General features: G+C 63.4%; 2 protein-coding genes. One reads left to right on the top strand and one right to left on the bottom strand.

The window, feature by feature from the left end; translation table 11 throughout:
* The first annotated feature begins 259 nt into the window (after window positions 1–259).
* A complete protein-coding gene (locus tag AC2VLV_RS06975) occupies window positions 260–1,459 on the top strand; it encodes an ammonium transporter (RefSeq protein WP_486989285.1) in 1,200 nt (399 codons plus the stop codon).
* A 36-nt stretch (window positions 1,460–1,495) separates the two neighbouring features.
* Here the strand turns inward: AC2VLV_RS06975 and AC2VLV_RS06970 are convergent, their stop codons facing one another.
* Window positions 1,496–2,773 carry a phospholipase D-like domain-containing protein gene (locus tag AC2VLV_RS06970; RefSeq protein WP_486989284.1) on the bottom strand — a complete coding sequence of 426 codons (1,278 nt, stop codon included), beginning with the start codon at window positions 2,771–2,773 and terminating at the stop codon, window positions 1,496–1,498.
* Window positions 2,774–3,103: the final 330 nt, after the last annotated feature.

Genomic DNA, 3,103 nt, shown 5'->3' with positions numbered 1-3,103 from the left:
TTGACTTTGAAAGGCATGGACGTTCTCGAATGGAAACGGCAGGGGGAACAACGAGCCTGCATTCTAAGCAAGCGGCAGCCCCGATTGAAGCGCACTAGTACGGTGCATAACGCCTTGATATGGTGCGAACTCAGCCGGTAAGCGCACCAATAATGCGCAGTTTGTGAGCGGTTGTGAACCAAACAAGGGCGTCATGCGCTTTTTATGGGCACGGAGTTTGCTGTTTTTGTGCATCAGACTTTTATCAGGAACCTTCATCGTGCAAGACGCCTCCAGCGGAAATGTGTTGTTCATCCTCCTCGGCGCCATTCTGGTGCTCGCCATGCACGCCGGGTTCGCCTTTCTTGAGCTGGGCACGGTGCGCAAGAAAAACCAGGTCAACGCGCTGTCGAAAATCATCACCGACTTTTCCGTCTCGGCGATTGCCTACTTTCTGATCGGCTACGGCATCGCCTACGGCCATCATTTTCTCGTGGGCGATGACGTGCTCACTCGCGATCATGGCTACGAGCTGACCCGCTTTTTCTTCCTCCTGACCTTCGCCGCGGCCATTCCAGCCATCATCTCCGGCGGCATTGCCGAGCGCGCCAAGTTCTGGCCGCAGCTCATCGCCACCTTCACCATCGTCGCCTTCATCTACCCGTTTTTCGAGGGCATAGTGTGGCACGGCAATCTGGGCATTCAGGCGTGGCTGCAATCCACTTTTGGCGCACCCTTTCACGACTTCGCCGGGTCGGTGGTGGTACACGCCATGGGCGGCTGGATTGCCCTGCCCGCCGTGCTGCTGCTGGGCGCCCGGCGCGGCCGCTATCACGCCAATGGGCAGATGTCGGCGCATCCGCCCTCGTCCATTCCCTTTCTGGCGCTGGGTTCGTGGATTCTGATCGTGGGCTGGTTCGGCTTCAACGTGATGAGCGCGCAAAAGCTCGACCAGATCAGCGGTCTGGTGGCGGTGAACTCGCTCATGGCCATGGTGGGCGGCACCCTGGCGGCGCTGGCCGCGGGCAAGAACGACCCCGGCTTTCTGCATAACGGCCCGCTGGCCGGCTTGGTGGCGGTGTGCGCGGGCTCGGACGTGATGCATCCACTGGGCGCTTTGGTGGTCGGCGCGGTGGCCGGAGCGCTGTTCGTCTGGATGTTCACCCTGACGCAAAACCGCTGGAAGATCGACGACGTGCTGGGCGTCTGGCCCCTGCATGGCCTGTGCGGCACCTGGGGCGGCATCGCCGCAGGCATTTTCGGCATGAAGGCGCTGGGCGGTCTGGGCGGGGTTTCGCTGGCCTCGCAGATCGTCGGCACGCTGATGGGCATCGCTGTAGCCCTGATCGGCGGTTTCGTGGTCTATGGCGTGCTGAAAAAGACCCTCGGCATCCGCCTCGATGCCGAAGAGGAATTCAATGGCGCCGACCTCTCCATTCACCGCATCAGCGCCACCCCGGAGCGCGAGGCGTCGTGGTAGGGTGAAATGCTCCGCTCGCGCCGTGCCGAACCGGCCCTATTCGGAGTGGGTTTTAGGTTGCAGGTCCGGCGCCTTGTAGAGGTTTCCAGGTTCGATCGTGTGGACATAGCGTCCCATCCAATCGCGCTCGAAAATCGCTTCGAGGGTGCGCGCCGGGGCTGCGCCGGCGATGAACAACGAGGCGTCCACCGTCGTCTCGAAGTAACTCCAGCTCCAGTTTCCTGTGCCGATATAGCTGCGGCGGCCATCGGCGACGGCGTATTTGCAATGCTCGACCCGTGCATAGGGAATGAACCCCTGCGGCGCTTCGGGCAGCGCGCTGTATTTCACTTCGATGCCGGGCATCAGCGCCAGGCTCTTCAGATAGGCCTGCATCGGCTCGCGCAGCGCCCAGTCGGCGACGACGATGCGTACCTTCACACCGCGTGCGGCGGCGTCGCGCAGCGCTGCGTCCAGCGGCGCCCACCAGCCCGCAGGGCCGTAATCCTTGAACGCACTCAGGGTCATGACCTGAATGTCGAGGCTGTGCTGAGCGCCCCGGACGAATTGCAGCAACTGCGGTTCCTCGCGGTCGAGCCAGATGGGTAGCAGAGCCGGTGGACTGAAGGCGGCGGAAATCACCAACGGTTTGCCGTCGGGCTGGTCGATCACGATGGGATCCTGCGCGGTCACCGGTGAGAAGTCTGGCGGCAGTACGGCGCGGCGGACTGCCGCGGGCAGGTCGGGATCGGCGGCGAGGGCCCACTCGAAATCGAACGCAACCTCGAAAGTATGCGCCAGCCGCGTATTGCGCACCACGGCGCCGATTTCGTGGATCTGCGACAGCGCCCGCCAGTCCCAGTTCTGCGAACCGACGAACACGGCCTGTCCGTCGACGACGAAATACTTGGCGTGCAGCACGCCCCCGGTCAGCTTGTCGACGGGAAGGATGCGGATCTCGATCCCGGGCTGCCCGCGCAGCAGGTCGTAAGCCGCCTGGCTTTGCGTCATGAAGGTGGCGTCGAGCAGAATGCGGACCGCGATTCCCGCTCTGGCGCGGGCGATCAGGGCGTCGAGCACGGGCTGTAGCGCTTCGCCCGGCTGATTGCTGATGTAGAAGGCCGCGATGTCGATGCGACGCCGCGCATGCCGGATCAGGTCCAGCCACACCTGCTGCGTGCGAGGCACGCCCGGTTCGCCGTAGTCGGTGGCCACCGGCACGCTCTCGACGATCTGAAATGCGGGCACGACGGCGGCGCCCTGCGCCGCTGCGGGGCAAGCCATCCACGCAGTGGCGCAGGCGGCGGCGATCAAGCGGCGAATCGTCCAATTCATCGGATGTGCTGGGCTTGCGGTTTGCAGAGGATCACAACGGCTCGACATCGACGGGGCCGCCCTCGAACGGGCCGCCCAGCAATTCCAGCACTTCCGAGCAGAACGCCTTGAGGCGCCGCGTGTCCCCATGGACGAAGAACTCGCGGATGATGGCGTCTAGTTCCGCAGCTATTTCCGGTGAAACCTCCTGTAAATGGCGCCGCCCCCACTTCCCCTCACCCCTCCATCCACCATTACCAGGCTGCTGAAATACTTCCGTCTGCAGTCCACGGCACCGGCGTGTGAGCCGTTATGCAGTGAGCCCCCTCAGATCTACTGGAGACCCGAGCA

The organism is Thiomonas sp. TH-17 (assembly GCF_057473305.1).
Note: the sequence above shows the minus strand (reverse complement) of the source record. Positions and strands in the feature narration are given on the sequence as shown.

Excerpts from the sequence above, each read along its gene's own strand:
- AC2VLV_RS06970 (WP_486989284.1), bottom strand. The coding sequence starts at position 2,773 with ATGAATTGGACGATTCGCCGCTTGATCGCCGCCGCCTGCGCCACTGCG.